Source organism: Butyrivibrio sp. ob235 (genome assembly GCF_900109475.1).
GTDB lineage: Bacteria > Bacillota > Clostridia > Lachnospirales > Lachnospiraceae > Butyrivibrio.
In genome coordinates, this window is the sequence record NZ_FOBE01000001.1 from 415,286 (window position 1) to 437,553 (window position 22,268).

Genomic DNA, 22,268 nt, shown 5'->3' on the forward strand with positions numbered 1-22,268 from the left:
GTTGCTTATGCATAATCGATTTTGGTGCCATACACTTTTCTTTCCATATATTCTTTATATTTCCGTTTCCTGGCTATTACTTTCTCCCCGCGATTTCGGAGGAGATTTCTTCGATTTTCTCATCAGTCAAGATGTACTTTTTCTTAAACCAGAAGATCGCGAAAAGGATTCCGATAACAGGAATGATTGTCATTGTCATGCGAAGCCCCATCTTCTGCATGATATCCACTCCCTGTGAATAGTCTATGTCTGTTGTGGTTTCTGCAGTGTCATTGCTTAGCTGCAATATCTGGAGCGCAAGAGCAGCAATAAATGCCGATACTCCGGACGCAAGCTTTACCACAAAGGTTTGCATGGAAAATATAACAGATTCATCGCGGCGGCCGTTCTTAAGTTCACCGTAATCAACAGTGTTTGCAAGGAATACGGTTGTAATAACCGCAAGCATTCCGTTTGCAGAGAAGATGAAAAACGCAGGAATAAAGAGGATATATACGTTATCCATTTTTGTTGATGCAAGTACAAGAAGCATTATATATCCTGCAATAGCCATTCCCATGCTTATGAAGTAAATCTTTATAGATGTAAAGAATCTTCTTAGGAATGGATATAAAAGCATCATTGCCAGAATCTGAATTCCGCCGCCAAAGGTTGAAAACAGTGTGTATGCACCTCTCCAGCCTACTGTTCCGAAATCGTATTTAAAGAAATAGATTACAAGGTTTGATGTAATGTAGATTGAGCAATTAACGATTACGATAGCTACAACTACTGTCATTGCCTGATCATTCTGAATAAGTGCTCTGAACATCTCTCCTATAGATGCTGTTTTCATGTCAACTGTGGATTTTTCCTTAACATTGATACAGCATATTACAGTAAAGAGCACAAACAAAGCAGCGATCACAATTGTAAAATATGAAAAACCGATTCGTTCTACATCTCTATCGGTGATGTCCGCTCCTCCAAAGATATGGCCAAGAGCAGAAACAGACATTACTGTTATGATTGTAATTATCGCGGAACCAACACCTGCGCATGAACGAGCGAGTGTTGTAAGCCCCTCTCTTTCTTTTCCGCCCTCAGTAAAAGCAGGTATCATTGACCAATAGGGAATATCCATCATCGTATAGGTAACACCCCAAAGTATATAGGTTACAGCCGCATAGGCTACAAGCCCGCTTCCCGACAAAGTCGGCGGTGCTGAGAACATCAGATATAGCACTATGGCATTTGTTATAGTTCCGATAAGAAGCCAGGGTCTGAATTTTCCGAATCTGGTCTTCGTCTTAGCAACTATAGCTCCCATTATAGGATCATTAAATGCATCAAAAACTCTTGCCACCATAAGAATTACACCCATAGCGGCAGCACTAACCCCAAGAATATCCTGGAAGTAATACAAAACGTATGAAGCGGAAAGCATGTAAACCATGTCTTTTCCGACTGCTCCAAGACCATAAGACGCCTTTGCGGCTCCGGACAATTTGTTATGTTCGCTCATTACTTTTTAACCTCTTAAATCAAATTACTTGTTGTTATTTTTCATCCCCATGGCAAGCTCCACAACCTTGTAAGCTCCGTCATAGAGACCTGCCTTTTTATTTTCAACAATATTGTTACACATATCATCGAGCAGCGATGTATGCAGGAACTGGCTCAGCATCTGTACTGTATGCGGAATGTCTCTACACTCAAGTGTTCCGTCTCCCACCTCGGCAGAATGTATAGCTCCCCACATCTCATGCTTTCCCACTCTCTTTATAAACAACTTGGGAACAGGATAAAATGCAAGTTCACTGGGTTTTGTAACAAGTACATCGCAGCTTCTCATAAGGAGATTGGTACAGTAAACAGCTTCAAAAATGTTCTCATGCCAGAAGCCGTGAATACCGGTCACTTCATTTGAAGGATCAAGCGCATCAGCCGCAAATTTTTCTGTATCCGCAAAATCACCGATATGCTCGTGGATGAAGGAACTCATCCCCGGAATCTCTTTTTTCAGATCCTCCCAGACCTGTCTGTAATCACCCACATTTACATATAAAGCAGCTTCATTCTTCTTTATCTTCGGAAGCAGATACTTTATTATTGCAGCAAATATCTCTTTTTGTGCTCCGGCTCCGCCAATTGTAAGAAGGAATCTCATTGGCTTTTTGTTTTTCCTTCTGTCACATCTTGCCTTGCAGTCATTCTCAATATTTGAAACAAGTTCATGGTCGATATAATGTCCGGTATAGACAAGTTCCTTTCCGGGCATTGCCTTGCAGACCTTATTCTTGTTCATACCGTTAAGTATTCTGTAACCCATATATGCATTTCTGCACTGTATTGTATGAATAGATCCTTCAGAAAAATGAAGTGCCATCGGCCAGTTATCGGGAACCGCATTGACTACATACTTCATACCGGCATGTATCGCAGCCTGAGCAGGCCATACATGTGTTGCAATAACTGGAATATCCTTTGGCACATTTTTATAAACAGGTGCCATCAGCTCAGCATTTGCCTGATCAGCCGCATTATATGAAAGAGCTCTGAAGCCTTCATAGTTTACAGGCTCCCACACTAGTTTGTTGAAAATAGGATTCTTTGAAAGTCTTGATCCAAGAGAATACAAGTCATTCTGAGCACTTATCAGCTTCGTGCAGGTTGTATGCGGATAGGAATTAAGATCCATCCAGTACGGTGTATATCCCATATACTTAGCACATGAAGCCATTGCCATGCTGATTCTGTAATGTCCAAAGCCCATTCTGATATTTCCAACTATAAGTCCTTTTTCCTCGTCGAAAGGCAGTGTCCCGGAAACATCAGCATTTTCAGGCAGCACCTCGATATTTTTCACTCCGAGACTCTCTCCTATGTATTTATTCTCTGTTATTTTGACAGGGTAATTTGCTTTGGAGTCATCTCCGAATTTTTTCTTGTTCTTTTCTTTTGTTTTCATTGCCTTCCTGTATACTTTTTCAGGCATTTCGTTTCCGAAAATTATCTTGGATTTCTCAGACATTACCATTTATCCTTTCACTAATTGTAAAACTTATTTCTTTCTTTATTTTCTCTCCGCTCGCACGAAGACTTATTATCAGCTTACCTGTAGAACCCTGGCGCCTCTTGGATTTAATATAGGTCCCGGCCATTCCGCCTCTGAGCGGCACCGTTCTGGGTCCGATAATCTCAATTGCACCTTCTGTCTTAAGCTTGCAGGGTTCGGCAAAAAACGGTAAAACATTTCCATTCTGGTCAACAACTCTTATCCTCACCGATGCCACATCGTAGGATCTGCCTTCCATAAGCTCAGTGTTACTAACCACAGTTTCAATGCTTATCCCCTTTACCGTCTCTTTTACGATTGTTGCTGCAACCTCGCCATTCTTAATAGCCTCAAATTTAAACGATGTTGCCTCGCCGCCCCAGTCACCGATGTATTTCTGGTACATATCAACTATGTCCTTAACAGACATCCTATGGAAAAGCATCATCTCAAGACCGGTAATCTTATCGCCAAGAGATAGACTCCCCATGCCGTGGCGTGCAGCCTGGTTTAGTGCATGCTTAACTTTTCCTGCAAAGTATTTTGAGAACTTTTCATTTTCCGCAAACTCATCACCAATAAAGTCGTCCACAAGTATTGGACCATGTTCAATATTTCTATAAGGTGACGAACCTGGATAATACTCTTTTATAAAAACATCGTTCTTATACATTTTTACGGAATCCGCATTTGTAAAGAGCCATATATCACCGCGAATGCACTCGGGATGCTCTCCGATATCCATAGCAGATGACAGTTCCAGTACTGTCTTGTCATTTCCCTGCATTGCATATCCGTAAGCAGCAAGCTTGGGATTCCTGAACATGTCCATCACGCCGTGATAACAGATTCTGTCGCCCGAACCGAAATCCTTGTGGGTGTTGTAGTCAAACATGCACCAGCCAATGCCTCCGGCTATGTCCCTCTCACCTGCTATAGCATCCATGACTCTTATATGTCTCATCGCATGCTCGACTCTTGTATCTTCAGGATCGAAAGCTTTTGTCGGATACATATGTCCGTTATACTCTGTTACCATGTACGCCGAAGACATATCCGGTGTTGCCAGTCTCTTTTTAATGCAACCAGGCGTTTTCCCGTTATGTGAAAAGTCATTTAATGTATATACATCCTCAAGAAGATGCATTTTTGTAGCCGCTCTTACTCCTCCGGTGGCTCTCGAAGAATCAAGCTCATGAGCGATATGATTTGTTTTTAAGTAAAAATCATCATCATCTGCAGATTCATTAATTCGGACACCCCAAATAAAAATCGAAGGATGATTCCTGTACTGGAAAATCATTTCTCTTTCATTCTCAAGAGCCTGTTTTTTCCAATCCTCATCACCTATATGCTGCCATCCGGGTATCTCGGTAAATACAAGTATTCCCATTCTGTCACAGGCATCCATAAAATCCTGAGACTGCGGGTAGTGGGAAGTTCTTACGCAGTTAAGACATAAGTCTTCTTTTATTATTCTCGCATCCTCTATCTGCATCGAGGCAGGCATTGCATATCCAACATACGGATAGGACTGATGTCTGTTCAAGCCGCGCAGTTTGAATTTTCTTCCGTTTAGATAAAAGCCGTCTGCCTTAAAAGAAGCGTTCCTGAATCCAAACGTTATATATTTCTCATCAATGAGCTGATCATCTCTGTATATTCTAATGATATATTTATAAAGTGCGGGATTTTTCACATCCCACAAGACAACAGGAAGTGTATGATAATCAAAGGTCATCTTATTTTTTGCAGCTATCCTGTTTAGCTCAGTTTCCTCTGCATATTCATCATTTGCGTCCTTGGGAAGTTCACCTGAAATTCTTTTTAGTGACTCGGTTACAACGCAACCGGTAAGTGATCCCTTGATTCTAAATCTCGCACGTAGGAAAGCTCCGACAGATCTTGGTGTAACATCCTTCTCCTTAAGCGAAACGTTCATAACCTCAGGAACTTCTGTATATACAAACGCTCTGGAAATATAGGTCTTATCGGTTATTTCGATAAATACATCTCTGTAAATACCTCCATAAGTCATATAATCCACCACAAACCCGAAGGGCGGAACATTCAGAGATTCTCTACTGTCAAGCTTCACAACAATTGTGTTTGGTTCGTCATAACGAATATGCTCGGATATATCAAACTCGAAGGCAGTATAGCCGCAGGAATGTGTCCCAAGAAGTACACCGTTAAAATATACCGTAGCTTCATGCGCCGCACCTTCAAAATGAATTGCAACTCTCTTACCCTTCCAATTATGGTCTGCCCTGAAAGTCTTGCGGTAACAGCTCACCATCTGATAAACAGCATCATCAAAATAATTGAATGATGTCTCTGCAACTGTATGTGGGATTCTTATATTTTGAAATCCGGTATCCCTGAAATCGGAGCTGATCATACTCTCATCAAATTCGCTCTTAAATTTCCAGTCATTGTTTAAATAGATTACTTTTCTCATCAGGCTTATCCTCAATTGTGTCTGGAAACGAATTGCATACATTTACGTTTCCACATGTTTATAGTAACACTCCACGCGTGGAGAAACAAGAAACGAAATGTGCAAATTTCGTTTCCGCATTTTGTGCAATAATACTATATTCCAAAAATATATATGTAAGGGGAATAATAATCTGAATTAGCAAAAGAAAAAGACATCCAAACATATACTGCCTGAATGTCATAATAATAGTGCCGGCGGTGGGACTTGAACCCACACGCCCGTGAGGACAACAGATTTTGAGTCTGCATCGTCTGCCATTCCGACACGCCGGCCTATGTGCAAAAATCTGCGACTCACCTATGTTAACATATCAAAAATGGATATTCAAGCACCAAATGGACATATTATCAAAAGAGCCGTCAACTATCCCATTCTTCATACTCGAAAGCGGTTTCTTTTCTTCCTGCCTTTTTCCCAAGGAAGTAGAATATGCCTGCTATAACAAGCACTCCTACGAATACGGAAAGTCCGATTATAAGCAGGTTCTTCTTATCATCATCAAGATCATCGAAACGATCCTGCGCATATGCGCAAGCACTCTTAGCCTTGGTTCCTGTAAAAGAAAGAACCTTTTCTGCGCTCTTTTTAAGTTCATCAATATCGATATCCTGTATTTTTTTATCAAACAAGCAACTCATAATAATCCCCCTTTACATGGCTCATCCATGTTCTCCTGAATAAATGATATCATTTCTTTGCCGGCTTTCACAACCTCTTTTCCATAAAATCCATGACCGGCATCGGTTATCTGTATGATTTTGGCTGCAGGAAAATTCCTTCTTGCATCAAGACTGTATGAAATCGGAACAACCTGATCGATATTGCCATGCAAAATAAGTACATTCCTGTCATATTTGCCCATACAGTCATGTATATCAAGAGAAAATGCATCCTCGTAGTATCTGCGCCCTACCGGAAGACCGAAAACAGTTGTTGTTTCCTCAATCATCTCTTTCTTTGGATATCTGTTTTTAGCATCGTCAAAAAGAATATATGCAGGATATAGAAGCACCATAGCCCTGATTTCTTTAGGTGTTTTGGAAGCTGCAATAGTTGAAGCTACGCCTCCCTGACTTTCTCCCATAAGAAATATATTCTTCCTGTCTGCAAAAGGTGCTTTTCTAATATTTTCAACCACAGCTTCTATGTCTTTGCTTTCTGTGAGCACAGACATATCAGTCATTTTACCGTCGCTCCTGGACGATAGACCACCGCCGCAGAAGTCAAAGATATAACACCCTATCCCTTCCCTTACAAGAAGTTCCGCATAAGGCCTTGTTCCTTCCCGGCTTCCCCCGAAGCCGTGCGCCATGATCACTATGGGATATCTTCCCTTAGCATCATCAGGCAAATATAGTTCCCCAGAAATGTGATACCCGTCTCTCTCCACTATATATGTCTTTTGCATAGCTGCCTCACATATAATACAGAACCACATTTTTCCGATAACTATTTTATCAAAATTTCATACAATTAACAAGTTTTGGGGCATCTATAAACGGTTAAAAAAACATAAAAATAATCTTCAAATTTTCGAAAGAAATCTATTGAATTAATTCAAATATGTAATACAATATATAGTAGTTGAAGGGGAATTATTTCAACTATATGTATGTATATGTTGGATTTTACTATTTTTGGGGGTTCTTTATGTCAGCCATTTTAACAAAAGAATTTGATATTGATATGACCAACGACAACGTTATCGATTATACACTTATCAGACATATGCTTCGTTCCATAGGCATTAATCACTGGTCTGTATCCAAGGCAATGGATGAATATGATGTGCCTGAAGATCAGCGTGACATTTATATGGAGACTATTGCTGACAAGTTTTTTGTCAGCTGATACGATAGTATAACCCTATTCCATAAGAACAAAAACGGACATTTTTGAGAAAATGTCCGTTTTTGTCGTTCATATTTCAATATTATATATGTCCTATGTTTATTTTACAGTAACCTTACAGGTTGCTTTCTTTTTCCCATCCTTTGTAGATACTGTGACGATACAAGTACCTTTTCCTTTTGCCTTCACAACACCTTTTTTTGTTATCTTGGCGACTTTTTTGTTGCTGCACTTCCATACAAGCTGCGTAGTATCCTTAGCTGAAACCGGGTTAGTTTTTACAGTCAGTTGGAATTTCTTTCCCTTTTTCAGCTTTAGCTTTTTCTTATTCAGCTTTAATGACTTTATTTCTGAGTTTTCCTCAGTAACCGTAACATAACAGATATCCTTTTTGCCATCCGGAGAAGAAACCGTTACAGTACAGGTTCCTGCTGCTACAGCATTCACCTTGCCGTTTGAATCTACTGAAGCCACATTTTTGTTATTGCTCTTCCATGTAAGAAGTGACTCTGCTCTGGCAGGCTTAACCGTCACCTTGAGCTGACTACTTTCTCCGGCCTTCAAAGTAAGTTTATCCTTACTAAGTGACAGCGTCTTTACAGATACATAGGAACCTACAGTTCCCGTATTATAGCTTGTAGAACTCATGGGATGAAGCTGATAAAATGACGAATCCGCATACTGCGACCATCTTTTGTGATCATCAAATTCACTGTCACATTTCATAAAGTACGCATATTTTTCCTTGTCTTTTCCCGCATCCCAGGTTGCATCAATGTTATAGTAATAATCTCCAACTCTAACAATATTCCAGCCATGCCCTCCGGAACTTGTATTCCCGGCAATAAGCCTGCAGCTTACCCCCGCATCATTTAAAAGTCTGTAAACAAGAAGCGCATATCCCTGACAAACAGCACTTTTATTTATCGCAGCCGCATAGCAGGTATATTTTAACTGAGAATTACCATACTCATATTTTACGTTGTCGCATACATATTCATACACCGCCAGAATTTTGTCATATTCTCCCTTTGATGAGAGCGACAATGCGGATGAAATCTGGCTTACTTTTGCATTCACAGATTGTTCCTGCGCTGCAGAAGTATAATAAGTCATATAAAAAGTGAAAGTTCCGCTTGTTTTGCCATCCTTCTTATCATAGGCTATCTGCATTCCCATGCCGCTATAGCCCCATTTGAGATAATCCCCTTCATTACCCTTGCCTGTATGCTGCATTGCAATATTGAAAGCATTATTCTCCATAGTTATAAGCGAAGAAGCATCATAATCCGTACCCGGGAATGTGAAGTACACATAGATATTCCTATCCTTACGTTTTAATCCTTCTCGCAAGACAGCAGCTGCCTCAGCTACAGAAGAACTCTTTTCCGCATTAAGAACAGCCTCCTCGGTAACCCGAAGTTCAGGGCCGTGATAAAGCTCATCCTCAGAAATAATCCCGGCATATAAAGGATTAACCCTGTAGATTGCCTCTGTAGTTTTTAAATATCTGTTATTATCCTCTGCTTTGGAAATAATGGAATAATTCTCCGAAGAACTCACAAAAAGAAAGGCTATCAGAGCGATAGCGATGAACCTGATCTTTTCCCTCGTAAAAAAATATTTCATTAAATAACCCTCAATAACGAAAAAATGTTACTGAGGGTATTATAACACATTTTTAGTATCTTTACATTTATTGATGATTTTTTTATTGTTGCAAAGCTTCAACTATTGTGGGCAAAAGCTGCTTTTTCCTTGATACAACACCTTTTAACAGCGCTATATGGTCGCTGCCTGCTGTCACATGGAAACCTGCATCAATGATACTCTCCGCCTTGTTCCCTTCAAAAGCCACAATCGAAGATTCGCTTATTATATTGGTCATCATAAAGAAAATCATATCAAGTCCGTCGCTCACCATAATATCCTTGAGCTCAGGAAGTACTCTCTCCTTGATCTCTGCAAGCTCTTCTGCGCTCATAGAATTGACCTGACCAATACCGATTGTTTTATCTTCAACTGTAAACTTTTTGAAGTCCTGATGAACAATCTGTTTTGGAGTCTTGCTTCCCATATTGGATCCTGCACGGAACATCTCCCTTGCAAAATCCTCAACATTTATCTCCGCAATAGCAGCAAGCTCTTCACCTGCGCGCTTATCTATCTCTGTACAGGTAGGTGATCTGTACATGAGTGTATCCGAGATAATGGCCGACAGCATAAGTGCCGCCGTGATTTTATCAACCTCAATCCCAGATTCTTTATACATCGAATAGATTATTGTACACGACGAACCAAGGGGCTGATTTCTGAAAAATACCGGATTTGCAGTCTCTATCGATGATCCGAGTCTGTGGTGATCGATTATCTCAAGAATTTCTGCACTCTCAGCTCCATCAACAGTCTGACTCTTTTCATTATGATCAACAAGAATTAGCTGTTTTCTCATCGCTCCCAGCAAATTACGGCGTGAAATCATTCCCACAAAGTTCTCATCTTCATCTAAAACCGGGAAATATCTGTGGCGAACCTGTGCCATGGTCTGCTGAATATCTTCAATAAAATCATTGGTATGAAAAGAAACAAGTTGTTCTCTTTTCATGATGGAGCCAACAGGCGCGCTCTCATTGATAAGTCTTGCTACGGTAAAGGTATCATAAGGAGTTGTGATAATCCTACAGCCGCGTTCCTCCGCAAGCTTCTGTATTGTATTGGTGACCTTGGCATCTATGCAGACAACTATACAGGCTGCCTGATTCTCTATAGCAACAAGCTGCGTTTCATAGCGGTTACCGCATATAACTATATCTCCGGGATCAATTACCTCCTCCATGATTTCCGGAGAAGCTGTCGCAATCAGAACTTTACCTGATGTAATCTGCTCTGACATATCCCCCACAAGCATATTGCCATCAAGCGTATCAACTATATTTCCATAATAGGTCTTTGTTTCGGAAAGAATTGTCGCATCATGAACATCCATACAGGTCTCCATAATGTCATTTGTAGTAATAAGACCTGTCAGTTTTCCATTCTGAGTAATGCAAAGAGTAACTACATTCTCATCCTTCATTCTCTCCCAAGCGCGTTTTAAGGAAATATGATCATCATCAGCATGGAGGTCTCTTATCTCCATGTCGCAAACCTGTGTACGCACATCCTTTGTATACTTCGGCGCAGTTATACCAAAACGCCCCAGCACAAACTGTGTCTCCTCATTAAGATGCCCGCATCGTCTAGGTTCGCAGACTTCTTCACCTGCAATCTTGTTCTTAAGATTCGCATAGCATATTGCTGCACAGACAGAGTCTGTATCCGGGTTTTTATGTCCAATAACGTATACCGGTCTCTTCTTCATAAACTTCTCCTGAATCTATGTATAAAAATCCTCTTTTTATAGTGGCAATCTTTTGCCTATTATTTTAACTCATTTTATGTAAAAAATATTTAATTTTTTCACTGTTCAAACTGGCTTCTGTATAGATCTGAGTAAAAACCGTTGGCTTTAAGAAGCGAGTTATGATCTCCCTGCTCTATAATATGTCCGTCTTTCATTACAAGTATCCTGTCAGCTTCCTTGATAGTAGACAATCTGTGAGCAACGATAAAACTAGTTCTACCCACCATCATTTTCTGGAATGCTCGCTGAATTCTCATCTCCGTGCGTGTATCAATAGAGCTTGTTGCTTCATCCAGAATGAGCATCGGAGGTACACTCAGCATAATTCTTGTAATACACAAGAGCTGCTTCTGTCCCTGAGAAAGCATTCCTCCATCCTCACTTATCACGGTGTCATATCCATCCGGTAATTTTTTAATGAAGCTGTGAGCATGTGACTTTTTCGCCGCTTCTATAACCTCAGCCTCAGTAAAGCCTGTTCTGCCAAGAGTAATATTATCCTTTATAGTCCCGCTTCTAAGCCAGGTCTCCTGAAGTACCATTCCATAATTTTCGCGAAGCTGCGCTCTTCTTAAGTTTCTTATGTCGCATTCCTCGACACTTATAGCACCCTTATCTACATCATAGAATCTCATCAGAAGATTGATAATAGTTGTTTTTCCGCTTCCAGTCGGACCTACTATAGCTACTCTCTGACCTTCTTTTACGGAAAGTGTGAGGTTTTTGATCAATTCTCTGTCCTTATCGTACGAAAACTCCACATCTTTAATTTCAATATTGCCTTTTGCAATGCCGAGTTCATCGCAAGGAACAGCATCCGGGATCTGCGGCTTTTCATCAATAAGATCAAATACTCGCCTTGCACAGGCAAGCGCATTCTGAAGTTCTGTTACAACACCTGATATCTCATTAAAAGGTTTAGTATACTGCGTAGCATAACTCAAAAAAATTGTAAGCGATCCAACACTCATTATTCCATTTATACATTCGAAAGCTCCAAAGAGTGCCACAAAAGCATAAACAGTATTATTAACAACTCTGGTGCTGGGATTTGTAAGGGATGAGAAAAATGTGGCCTTTAAGCTGGTCTTTGCGAGTCGTTCATTAATCTCATCAAAAGTCTCCTGATTTTCATCTTCGTGTCCAAAGGCTTTTACAACCTTCAGATTGCCTATCATCTCATCAATGAGCGCCGTCTGCTCAGCTCTTGCTTTAGACTGCTCCTTGAAAAGTGAGTAGGATCTTGTTGCTATAAATCTCGCAACAAGAAGTGATATAGGCGTAAGAATTACTACCATAGCAGCTATCTTCCACTGAAGATAGAACATGAAAACCAACGTACCAACAATGGTAACAATGCCTGTAAAAAGCTGTGTGAAACCCATAAGAAGACCATCTGCAAACTGGTCAACATCTGAAATAACCTTACTAACCACTTCTCCCTGTGGATGACTATCCAGATATTCAAAGGGCAATATCTGAAGCTTATCAAAGGCGTCATTTCTTACATCTCTGATAACGCTAAATGTAATTCTGTTATTAACGCCATACATAAACCACTGGCAAAGTGCAGTAATACCAATAACAATTCCCATCCTCATAAGGAGCGACCTTATAAGTTCAAAGTTCACATCCCCTTTGCCAACGATACAGTCCACAACCTGCCCTGCAATTATAGGCGCATATAGCGTTAGTACGGCTGATATAACAGCAAAACTGATTGATAAAAATATCAATAATTTATATGCGGAGGCATATTTCAAAACACGTTTAAGTTCACGCATTTACGGCCTCCTTTCCAAACTGTGACTCAAAAATTTCTCTGTAAGTCGCACTGTTCATAAGGAGTTCTTCATGCGTTCCGATTCCATCGACATGTCCGTCATCGAGAACTATTATTTTGTCACAGAATCTTATTGATGCCGCTCTCTGCGAAACTATAAATGTTACCGGCTTATATGAAAGCTTTAAAATAGCATTTCTAAGATTTTTATCAGTCATATTATCGAGAGCTGATGAGCTGTCATCAAGTATCAGAACTTCGGGCTTTTTGACAAGAGCTCTCGCTATCGTGAGCCTTTGCCTCTGACCTCCCGAGAGATTCCTGCCGCTTTGTGTTATTTCAGCTGAAAGCTGCCCCTTCTTTTCTTTCACAACTTCGGCTGCCTGCGCAGTATGAACCGCATCCCAAATCTCTTCATCACTCGCATTTGCATTGCCCCATCTGAGATTATCTCTTATAGTTCCTTTGAAAAGAACTGCCTTCTGAGGAACAACACCAATCACATCTCTCAGGGATTCAAGTGTATAATCCCTGACATCTCTTCCTTTGAATTTAACGCTTCCGCCTGTGGCATCATAAAATCTCGGAATAAGATTAACAAGCGTAGTTTTTCCCGAACCGGTACCACCAATAATTCCGATCGATTCGCCCTTCTTTGCGGAAAAAGTCACTTCCGAAAGTGAATCTTCGCTGTCACCTTTGTAGCACAATGATACATTCTCAAAACTTATTACAATATCATCCTTCATTGATACACTTTTTGCATCAACGCTTCCACCTGTCATTGACCCTGTTTCTTCAAGCATGGTCTGAATTCTGTTTCCGCAGGCAAACGATCTCGTAACCTGAATGATCAGATTTGCCAGCTTAACAAGCTCTACCAGAATCTGAGACATATAATTATAAAGCGCCACTACTGCTCCGGTGGTAAGAATTCCGGTATAAACCTTATCCGCCCCCGTCTTAAGAAGAATTATTATTGCAATATTAAGAATCACATATGTTATAGGGTTCATCAGTGCAGAAACCCTGCCAACAAACTCCTGAAGCTTAGTGAGCCCTTCATTTTTAGCTCTAAAGTTGCCCGTTTCATTTTTTTCAAGTCCGAAAGCTCTTATCACACGGACTCCCGAAAGATTTTCTCTTGTGAGGCCAAGAACATTATCCAGAAGTTCCTGAACCTTTTTATATCTTGGAATTCCCCAAAGCATAATTCCGAAAACAACTATAGACAGAACAATTATCGTAACAAGGAAAATAAGTGCCTGGTTAAAATCAATAGTAAAAGCCATAACCATTGCACCAAAGACAACAAAAGGTGAACGAAGAAGCAGTCTAAGGGTAAGATTAACGCCTTGCTGAACCTGGTTTATATCACTTGTCATCCTGGTTATCAAAGTATTGGTACCAAGGCTGTCAATCTGTTCGTAAGATAGCCCCTGGATATTCTTAAAAAGATCTTTCTTAACCGCAGCAGCAAAATAAGAAGCTGCCTTAGCTGCAAAAAACTGCGCCGTTACAGAACTGATATACCCTACTACTGCAAGAAGTATGAGGACCAGGCTCATTTTTAATACATACGAGCTGTCGCTGTTTCTGATACCCTTATCAATTATGGCTGCAACAACAAGAGGCACGATAAGCTCAAAACTGGCCTCAAGCAATTTGAAAAGCGGACCCAGGGCGGCTTCCAATGAATATTTCTTAAGATATTTCAGTAACTTTTTCATGTATAAATTCTTAGTCCTTTCGGATAGTGGTTCTTTAATGAGCCCCCCGCATACTTTGACCATCCCAGGCTGTAGCCATCAAATGTGATAAGATACCAGCCATTTGAAAGCCCCGGTTCTCTGAAGCTCATGCCTCCTATAAACTGCATTGCTTTTGAAGTATCATGAAGTTCATACGAATACCGTACAGCCTCAGTCGTTATTGCAAGTGCCAACGCATGAGATGGTTCAAACCGGTCTTTTTTTATAGTTCCCAGGTGTAACCCCGGTCTCAAAACAGTAAGCCCTCTGATTCCGGGCATCCCTTCCGGCGCCAAATATAACTGGTCACCAAAAAGAAAAGGATTACCACTTATACAGCCTTGTATATGTACAAATCCTTTTTGATCCTTAGTAATATCTATTTCTTTTATATTTTCATCAGCAAATTGCATGAAGGGTTTTATATCTGTTTCTTTCACGGGTTTTATACTTCCGTTAATACCATAATTCCCATGATTAAGGCTAATATCCCCTTCTTTTTCAAAAACTGCAAGAAAATGACCTTCTCCCTTAAGCTTATGAGGCCACAGTCTTGCCGTACATTTTTTTACTGCCTCGTTAATCTCCGAAGAAATCTGCTTCTGAAAAGATATATATTCATCAAAATCAAAAGTTCCGACAATATCTCTGACTTTTTGAATATTAGCGATATCTCCGGGAACCATGCCGTCATATAATTCTATGCTTACAGGCTTTAATCCATCCTGAATCAAAATACCGGCCTGAAGTTCATCTTCTTCAGGTGCAAAGGTACATGTAGAATAAACAAGTCGGCCGCCCGGTGCAAGCATTTTAACCGCAGATCTTAGTATATCTGTCTGTCTCTTCGCACAAAGCTCAACATTATCCTCGCTCCAGTTATCAATCGCTTCATCATTTTTTCTGAACATACCTTCACCGGAGCAGGGTGCATCAACAAGTATTCTGTCAAAATACCCTTCAAAAATTTCAGAAAGGATTTCCGGCTTCATGTTCGTGACAAGAGCATTTCTAATTCCGAGCCTCTCAACATTCAGTGATAATATCTGTGCTCTTTTCCTGTCAATCTCATTTGCTACAAGTATACCCTTACCCTTCATCCGACATGCAATCTGAGTACTTTTTCCTCCCGGAGCAGCACAAAGGTCGAGCACCTTTTCACCAGGCTGAGGATCCAGAAAACTCACCGGCGACATTGCACTGGGTTCCTGGATATAGTAAACCCCTGCTTCATGATAAGGATGTTTACCCGGAGTTCCGGAATTAAAACTATAGCCTGTAGGTTCCCATAAGATTTCATCCTCAAGATTGGCTGAGGTTTTACCAAGAATTATCGAGGCTTTGTTGGCACTCGTATCCCCAAGTCGTATCGGATTTAACCTTATTGCCCTTACGGGCTCTCTTTCAAGGGCTTCCTCAAACTGTTCAAATTCATCGCCGAGAATGGCCTTTATCCTTTTTTCAAAATCATTGCTCAAACTCATCTTTATGCTCTTTTATATATTTCTTAATTCCCTTAAAGGTTTCCGGACTAATGATGTGCTCAATTCTGCACGCATCATTTTCTGCTACTTCCGGAGATACTTTTGCAGTCAGCATGAGAAATTTTGTAAGATTTGTATGTCTGTCATAAACACTTTTGGCCTTTTTCAAGCCTTCCTGTGTAAGCTCAAGCTCACCATCGTTTGCCACGGTAATGAATCCGTTTTCCTTTAAGATTCCAACAGCCCTCGAAACGCTGGGTCTTGAAAAGCCAAGTTCATTGGCAACATCTATTGAACGAACATAGCCATTTCTCTTTTTCAAGAGATAAATTGTTTCGATATAGTCTTCACCTGACTCTTGCATATAAGCCTCCTTAAGATATGTTTTTGTATCTTTATTAGTATAGTATAAACCGTTAGCACTATCAAACTTTACAAAATAAAAATGACCGATGTGTTTTCCACATCGGTCATTATCATTTCAGTCTAAAATTATTTAGCAAAATCAGTTGCCCTACTCTCACGAATGATATTAACCTTGATCTGTCCGGGATATTCCATCTCGTTCTCAATCTTCTTAGCAATGTCTCTTGCCATTAATACCATATCGGAGTCACTTATCTGCTCGGGAACAACCATTACTCTGACTTCTCTTCCGGCCTGAATAGCAAATGAGTGATCAACGCCCTTAAAGCTTCCTGTGATCTCCTCGAGTTCTTTTAATCTGCTGGTATAAGTCTCCAGAGTCTCTCTACGAGCTCCGGGTCTTGCAGCTGAAATGGTATCAGCAGCCTGTACTATAACAGCTATAAGTGACTGAGGCTCAACATCTCCGTGATGTGCCTCTACTGCATTGATGACGGTTGCAGATTCTTTGTACTTCTTACAAATATCAACACCAAGTGAAATATGTGAGCCTTCCATTTCATGATCAACGGCCTTACCGATATCATGAAGGAGACCGGCTCTCTTAGCAAGACGAACATCCAGCTCCAATTCTGAAGCCATAAGTCCGCAAAGCTGTGATACTTCAACAGAATGCTTTAATGCGTTCTGACCATAACTTGTACGGAAACGCATGCGACCAAGAAGTTTGATGATTTCAGGATGCAATCCATGAACACCTGCTTCAAGAGCGGCATTCTCACCTTCTTCTTTAATCTTATTGGCAACTTCCTTCTGTGCCTTTTCAACCATCTCTTCAATTCTTGCAGGATGGATTCGGCCATCCACAATCAGTTTTTCAAGAGCGATTCTGGCTACCTCTCTTCTGATAGGATCAAATCCCGAGATAACAACAGCCTCAGGTGTATCATCAATAATAAGATCAACACCTGTCATGGTTTCGAGAGTTCTGATATTTCTTCCCTCTCGGCCGATAATACGTCCCTTCATCTCATCGTTAGGAAGCTGAACAACCGAAATGGTTGTCTCCGAAACATGATCTGCTGCGCATCTCTGAATTGCATTTACCACAATTTCCTTAGCGCGCTTATCTGCCTCTTCCTTAGCCTCCGCTTCCATGTTTTTAATCATGACTGCGGATTCATGTTTTACGTCATCTTCAACAATCTTTAAAAGATACTCTTTTGCCTGCTCGGAGGTTAAGCCTGAGATTTTCTCAAGTTCCTGTCTTCTCTGCTCATCAAGCTTCGCAACCTCTTGCGTTTTCTTGTTCAATGCATCTTCACGTGCATTTAAACTGGCCTCTTTCTTCTCAATTGCTTCTGATCTCTTTTCGACGTTCTCTTCTTTCTGCTGAACTCTTCTTTCTGAACGCTGAACCTCTGCTCTCCTATCCCTCACTTCCTTTTCAAGGTCATTTCTGGCCTTAAGTGATTCTTCTTTTACTTCCAGGAGTTTTTCGCGCTTCGATTCATCGGCAGCTCTTACAGCGTCGTCGATGATTTTTCTTGCCCTTTCCTCTGCGGTTCCGATCTTGCTCTCATTCTCAGCGTCAATTTTCTTTTGACGGAATGTCATGACCAAAGCGGTTACCAGTACCGAAATGACAAGAGTTGCTGCTACTGCTACAAAAATAATTGCAAGCATACAGGAGCACCTCCTTATTTAATTTTCATTGTACGATATTTTGTATAAAATGATTAAAAAATTCATTATTTCATACAATATAACAACATATTAAGTTTACGCTCAGTTTATGCCCGTGTCAAGTGATAACGCTCTTTGTATGGTGTCGCCGCCAAAGCCTTTTCGGTATAAAAATGCCATCATTTTCTGCCTTTCCTCATAGGAGGCATTTTCGTTATCAAAGTGTTTCTTTCGTAAAAGAGAAATGCATAGATCAAGCTCGGGATCATCATTTTCCTCTGAATAAGCCTCGGACACCATTTTCTCGATTATGTCAGCAGATATTCCTTTTTGTATCAGATCCTGTTTTATTCTGTTTTTACTCCGAAGATTTATCTGATATCTGATGTAATCCCCGGCATATCTCTCGTCATCAATGTATCTGTAGGATTTAAGATAATCTATAGTCTCATCAATAACAGATTCGGCATACATTCCTTCCCTAAGCTTATCCCGCAGCTTGCGTTCTGTATAATCACGTTTTTGAAGCAAATTCATAGCTCGTAGCTTTGCTCTTTTAGGAATAACCGTCTCTGTTATCTCATTAAAAACAGGCGAAGAAATCTCTTCGCCTGTTTTAATTCCATAACTTCTTATCTCGCCTCTGTACAGGATAAAAGCGAATTCGTCATCTATAAATACTTTAGATCTTTTATTGTCAAACGCTACTATATCCGTTACAGTCATGTTGCTTATGCCTCTTCTGATTTGGAAGCCTTAGACTTTTTTCCTGTGGGAGCCGGCTCCTCTTCCTTGGCTTCTTCGCCGCCCTCAAGTCCGTAATGACTCCTTACTTTTGCAGCAATTTCTTCAAGTACTTCAGGATGTTCAGCAAGATAAGTCTTAGCATTCTCACGTCCCTGGCCGATCTTGTCACTTCCGTACTGGTACCACGCGCCACTCTTATTCACAATGTCACAAGCGGCTGCAAGATCAAGTACATCACCAGTATAAGAAATTCCTTTGCCATACATGATGTCGAATTCAGCCTCTTTAAACGGAGGTGCAATCTTATTCTTAACAATTTTCACTCTTGTACGGTTTCCAATAGACTCTCCGCTCTGCTTCAAGGTCTCAATTCTTCTTACATCCATTCTTACAGAAGAATAGAATTTGAGAGCACGTCCGCCGGTTGTAGTCTCCGGATTGCCAAACATAACACCAACCTTCTCTCGAAGCTGATTTATAAAGATAACCGAGCAATTGGACTTGCTGATAACCGCTGTAAGTTTACGAAGCGCCTGTGACATGAGTCTGGCCTGAAGTCCGACATGGGAATCGCCCATATCGCCATCTATTTCTGCTTTAGGCACCAACGCAGCAACAGAGTCGACTACAACAATGTCAATAGCTCCTGAGCGAACCATTGTCTCACAAATCTCAAGGGCCTGTTCGCCGGAATCCGGCTGTGAAATATATAAATTATCCACATCAACACCGATATTCTTGGCATATACAGGATCAAGCGCATGCTCCGCATCAATGAATCCGGCGATACCGCCTCTCTTCTGAACCTCTGCAATCATGTGGAGTGTGACCGTTGTCTTACCACTGGACTCAGGTCCATAAATCTCAACAATGCGTCCCTTCGGAATACCTCCGAGACCAAGTGCTATATCAAGACTGAGTGAGCCCGTCGGAGTGGTCTCAACATTCATCTGAGCCGAAGGATCACCTAATTTCATAACGGCGCCTTTACCAAACTGCTTCTCAATCTGTCCGAGTGCTGCCTCTAATGCTCTCTGCTTATCTTCTCTTTCCATACTGTTCTTCTCCTTTTCTCCAGAACAAGCGTTCTGTAATGATAATAAAACAAATGTTCGTATGTGTCAACATGAAAAACTCGAAAGTTTACCCGTAAAACAAATAAAAAATGGAAAAAATTGGCGACACGCCATAATTAAGACTTTTGTATATTACACACACCTGGAAGAAAAGTCAACCCCAAAATCTGTGCATTCGAATCACACAGAAAATGCAAAGAGAGCCAGTTTGGAAACAATAAGTTCCCTTACTATCATACCTGCTTTTTCTTTTTCCGAAGGAGTAATTGCTGCAAGCTGGTTCATCGTATACACTTTTTCCTGATAGTGATCAGAGGATCCTTTTCTTAACTGGCTAACTCTTACCTTAGCCTTGAGTTGTTTGAAAACCCGAAACTGAAAATCCTCCTCTGCCAGGTAATAAAGGTGACTCTCAAGGGTTGTGGCCGGATCCATATCCTTAACTATGTACCGCTCCACGATAGTCTTAAACTTAAACGGTGCCATCTCATCCGCGAGGATTTCTGTATAACTCAGCCTTGCTCCAAAGTAATATTTTGAAACATCCTGCATGGTATATTTAAAATCATCCTCGTTTACAATGTTGTACAAGTACCTGTCCCCTTTGTTCTACCTAATACTATCATTTTTGGTGTACGATAAATCACCCTTATTCTCAAAACAAATCCGATTGAAGGGAAATCATTCCTTCTTTTCAGGTTTATAATCTATATCTTCTATCTGATTGCCGCACGCTTTGATTGCTTCAAGTATTTTTGCTCTGTCCCAGCCGGTCTCTTCAGCAAGCTCATCTACAGTACAGCTTCTTCTGAGTTCATCGGCCAGCTCCTTAGCCTTATCCGCAACCTCCTGAACAAGCTTAACAGCTTTTTGTGCTCTGGCTGTTTCTGCAGCATCATCCTCTATAAGATTCTCCATGGCATCCATAACCATCTGAGCCAGAAATGCATCACATTCTTTATGATCTTCCAGATTGGAGAGATCTCCAACCGCCTTCATAAGAGCAATGTTGCCCTCACCTATAAGATCCTCAATAAGTACTCCCTGCTCTGCATACAGCTTTGCAACATCGGCAACCATGGAAAGGCTTATCTCCGCCAGTTTCTTCTGCGCATCTGTTTCTCCCGCCATGGCGGAAATAATAATTGCTTCCTTTTCACCGTCAGAAACAGTTTCAATCATGGATAATTCTTCAAGATACTCAGAAAGATATCCCGATTCTTCCTCACTGAGGTACTCACTTGAATCGATAGTCTCTCCAATACCTATATTGTGCTTTTTTAAATAATCATATATAAGTTCGTACTGGGCATCGCTAAGTTCAAGGTTTTCAAATGCATCCCTTATCTCGTCCTCAGTAACCGTTCCGCCCTGCCTTCTTGCATGCTTCGTAATATCTGCAAGGACCTGGGCGAATTCCTTTTCCTTATTATCAAGATTAGACATATAAATCTCCTGTTATTTCACATGTGTATGAGTAAAAAGATGTTCCTGACAATACTCATAATTGCCGTTACATTTGGAACAAAATCTGAATTCCATGGTGGGATCATCACTTTCTGTTTTGCCGCAAACAGCACATTTATGTTTCGTAATTCCCGGCGGCGTTATCTTTACAGAACGTTTGAAATCGTTTCTTCTCTTGACTTCTTTCGGCCGAAGATGCATGAGGCGTCCGCCTGAGAACCAGAAAATGGCAAAGGTTAAAAGTGAGGCCGTAATAGCAAAGAACAGATAAATATTACCATTCACAAATGCGGAAATAGCTTCAAAGGCAAGCCAGCCACCATATACTATTCCAAGCCACTTCATCTTAAGCGGAATAATGAACATGAAAAGTACAACGTTATCAGGAAAAGTTGCGGCAAAAGCAAGCAGTATAGACATATTAATATAATATGTACTAAATGAAAACGCAGCCAACTGCATCTCAAATCCGACATCTCCTGTCATATAAGGTGTATTCATTCCCATTTTTAATTCAAACAGAACAAACGCATAGCTTAAAAAAGCAGCTATGATCATTAAAAGCAAACCGGTAAAAATATAGAGATTATATTTATACTCTCCCCATACTCTCTCCATGGTCGTTCCTATTGAATAATAAAAATACAGCATGATAAGTACAAAGAAAAGATTACTCTCCGTAGGTGGAATAAGTATCCAGGTTACAATTCTCCATATCTGGCCACGCAGAATCAAATGTGGATTAAGAGTAAGCATATTTAATATGCCTGTTCCAATTGGAGCAAATCTCAAAATGTAGCCGATTATATAACATATAATAAGAACCAGTGTCAGATTCTTTATCGCATATTTCCCGAATTTCTTTTCAAAATTACTCATATAACTCCTATGATGAAAACTATCACAAAAAATAGCTTTCTTTGCAAAATTTTATTATATGTTTTTACACATTCTTATTGAGTTTATCACATTTTATGCCCTTTTGCACCGATATTTGAATAATTGATTTTTAAACTTTCTTCGATTATAATGTAGCGTAATGCGCATTTTATTTTTGCGATATAAATATAAGTAGTAACAGATTTGTTTTTAGGTTTTTTAGGTTTCAGAGGTT

The 22,268-nt window shown here is 40.4% G+C and carries 18 protein-coding genes and 1 tRNA gene; 1 reads left to right on the top strand and 18 read right to left on the bottom strand.

All coding sequences use genetic code 11. The features are described 5' to 3' along the window. Nucleotides 1–76: 76 nt before the first annotated feature. From BMW61_RS01750 to BMW61_RS01775, 6 genes are all read right to left on the bottom strand, one after another. Entirely contained in the window at nt 77–1,504 is a 1,428-nt protein-coding gene (locus BMW61_RS01750; protein WP_091819510.1) for a glycoside-pentoside-hexuronide (GPH):cation symporter, read from the bottom strand. 24 nt (nt 1,505–1,528) lie between these two features. Further along, complete coding sequence (locus tag BMW61_RS01755; RefSeq protein ID WP_091819511.1) at nt 1,529–3,013, bottom strand: DUF6937 domain-containing protein; 1,485 nt, start codon at nt 3,011–3,013, stop codon at nt 1,529–1,531. Further along, entirely contained in the window at nt 3,006–5,498 is a 2,493-nt protein-coding gene (locus tag BMW61_RS01760) for a glycoside hydrolase family 2 protein (protein ID WP_091819513.1), read from the bottom strand. The genes BMW61_RS01755 and BMW61_RS01760 overlap by 8 nt, the downstream gene beginning before the upstream one ends. Nucleotides 5,499–5,729: 231 nt before the next feature. Continuing rightward, nucleotides 5,730–5,812: transfer RNA gene (locus tag BMW61_RS01765), tRNA-Leu, on the bottom strand. 87 nt (nt 5,813–5,899) lie between these two features. After that, nucleotides 5,900–6,178 (bottom strand): hypothetical protein, encoded by a 279-nt coding sequence (locus BMW61_RS01770; RefSeq protein WP_022760101.1) that lies wholly within the window; start codon nt 6,176–6,178, stop codon nt 5,900–5,902. Further along, on the bottom strand, nt 6,175–6,948 hold the full coding sequence (locus BMW61_RS01775; protein WP_022760102.1) for an alpha/beta hydrolase family protein: 774 nt from the start codon (nt 6,946–6,948) through the stop codon (nt 6,175–6,177). The genes BMW61_RS01770 and BMW61_RS01775 overlap by 4 nt, the downstream gene beginning before the upstream one ends. Nucleotides 6,949–7,190: 242 nt before the next feature. Here BMW61_RS01775 and BMW61_RS01780 point away from each other — a divergent pair, with 242 nt between their 5' ends. Next, a complete protein-coding gene (locus BMW61_RS01780) occupies nt 7,191–7,391 on the top strand; it encodes a hypothetical protein (protein ID WP_022760103.1) in 201 nt (66 codons plus the stop codon). 99 nt (nt 7,392–7,490) lie between these two features. Here the strand turns inward: BMW61_RS01780 and BMW61_RS01785 are convergent, their stop codons facing one another. From BMW61_RS01785 to BMW61_RS01840, 12 genes are all read right to left on the bottom strand, one after another. Continuing rightward, nucleotides 7,491–9,020: an Ig-like domain-containing protein gene (locus tag BMW61_RS01785; RefSeq protein WP_091819514.1), complete on the bottom strand. Its 1,530-nt coding sequence runs from the start codon at nt 9,018–9,020 to the stop codon at nt 7,491–7,493. A gap of 82 nt (nt 9,021–9,102) precedes the next feature. After that, nucleotides 9,103–10,752, bottom strand: a complete 1,650-nt coding sequence (locus tag BMW61_RS01790; RefSeq protein ID WP_091819516.1) for a putative manganese-dependent inorganic diphosphatase — start codon at nt 10,750–10,752, stop codon at nt 9,103–9,105. Nucleotides 10,753–10,850: 98 nt separating this feature from the next. Beyond that, complete coding sequence (locus BMW61_RS01795; RefSeq protein WP_091819517.1) at nt 10,851–12,578, bottom strand: ABC transporter ATP-binding protein; 1,728 nt, start codon at nt 12,576–12,578, stop codon at nt 10,851–10,853. Continuing rightward, nucleotides 12,571–14,307, bottom strand: coding sequence for an ABC transporter ATP-binding protein (locus tag BMW61_RS01800; protein ID WP_091819518.1), 1,737 nt, complete (start codon nt 14,305–14,307; stop codon nt 12,571–12,573). Before BMW61_RS01800 ends, BMW61_RS01795 begins: the two co-directional genes overlap by 8 nt. Beyond that, the gene (locus tag BMW61_RS01805; protein ID WP_091819520.1) at nt 14,304–15,812 is read right to left on the bottom strand and encodes an RsmF rRNA methyltransferase first C-terminal domain-containing protein; all 1,509 of its coding nucleotides are present in this window, start codon (nt 15,810–15,812) and stop codon (nt 14,304–14,306) included. Before BMW61_RS01805 ends, BMW61_RS01800 begins: the two co-directional genes overlap by 4 nt. Further along, the gene (locus BMW61_RS01810) at nt 15,796–16,176 is read right to left on the bottom strand and encodes a metal-dependent transcriptional regulator (protein ID WP_022760109.1); all 381 of its coding nucleotides are present in this window, start codon (nt 16,174–16,176) and stop codon (nt 15,796–15,798) included. The genes BMW61_RS01805 and BMW61_RS01810 overlap by 17 nt, the downstream gene beginning before the upstream one ends. Before the next feature lie 128 nt (nt 16,177–16,304). After that, nucleotides 16,305–17,864: a ribonuclease Y gene (rny, locus tag BMW61_RS01815; RefSeq protein ID WP_022760110.1), complete on the bottom strand. Its 1,560-nt coding sequence runs from the start codon at nt 17,862–17,864 to the stop codon at nt 16,305–16,307. A 102-nt stretch (nt 17,865–17,966) separates the two neighbouring features. Beyond that, nucleotides 17,967–18,590 carry a regulatory protein RecX gene (locus tag BMW61_RS01820; RefSeq protein WP_091819521.1) on the bottom strand — a complete coding sequence of 208 codons (624 nt, stop codon included), beginning with the start codon at nt 18,588–18,590 and terminating at the stop codon, nt 17,967–17,969. Nucleotides 18,591–18,595: 5 nt separating this feature from the next. Beyond that, nucleotides 18,596–19,666 (bottom strand): recombinase RecA, encoded by a 1,071-nt coding sequence (recA, locus tag BMW61_RS01825; protein ID WP_022760112.1) that lies wholly within the window; start codon nt 19,664–19,666, stop codon nt 18,596–18,598. Nucleotides 19,667–19,867: 201 nt separating this feature from the next. Then, the gene (locus BMW61_RS01830) at nt 19,868–20,278 is read right to left on the bottom strand and encodes a hypothetical protein (protein ID WP_022760113.1); all 411 of its coding nucleotides are present in this window, start codon (nt 20,276–20,278) and stop codon (nt 19,868–19,870) included. Between the two features lie 90 nt (nt 20,279–20,368). Beyond that, the gene (locus BMW61_RS01835) at nt 20,369–21,133 is read right to left on the bottom strand and encodes an RNA polymerase sigma factor region1.1 domain-containing protein (protein WP_022760114.1); all 765 of its coding nucleotides are present in this window, start codon (nt 21,131–21,133) and stop codon (nt 20,369–20,371) included. Between the two features lie 12 nt (nt 21,134–21,145). After that, nucleotides 21,146–22,033, bottom strand: a complete 888-nt coding sequence (locus tag BMW61_RS01840) for a hypothetical protein (protein WP_091819522.1) — start codon at nt 22,031–22,033, stop codon at nt 21,146–21,148. Nucleotides 22,034–22,268 lie beyond the last annotated feature (235 nt).